The 581-nt window shown below is 64.0% G+C and carries 1 pseudogene; it reads right to left on the minus strand.

The window, feature by feature from the left end:
* Positions 1–581: pseudogene (locus AC1D00_RS44485) on the minus strand (thiosulfohydrolase SoxB); the annotation flags it as partial.

Here is a 581-nt window from a genome sequence, read left to right on the forward strand (position 1 = left end):
GTTGGAGCCGGCATTGGTGACGAGCGTGGTGCCGCTGGCGTTCTTCACGGGAATCGGCTGCGGCACGGCGTCATGGGTGTGACCGCCGAGGATGACGTCGATGCCGGTGACGCGGCTTGCGAGCTTGAGGTCGACGTCCATGCCGTTGTGCGAAAGCAGGATGACGGCATCGACCTTCTCGGCGTTGCGCAACGCATCGACATGCTTCTGAAGCTCTTCCTCGCGGATGCCGAAGGTCCAGTCCGGCGTGAACCGTTTTGGATGCGCGATCGGCACGTAAGGGAAGGCCTGGCCGACGATCGCGACGCGGTGACCGCCGAGCTCCTTGATCACGGAGGGCTTGAAGACGCGCCCCGTGGCCTTGTCGAAGGCGGCGGCGTCGTTGAACGCGGCTTCCTCGGTCAGGAATACGTTCTGCGCCAGGAAATCGCCCTTGAAGCGCTCGAGATTGTCGCGCAGCGCCTGCTCGCCATAGGTGAATTCCCAATGCCCGGTCATCGCTTCGATGCCGAGCAGATTGGCGACCTCGACCATGTCGCGGCCCTGCATGACGTTGGCGAGTCCCGTGCCCTGCCAGAGGT

The organism is Bradyrhizobium sp. P2_E8 (assembly GCF_056403875.1).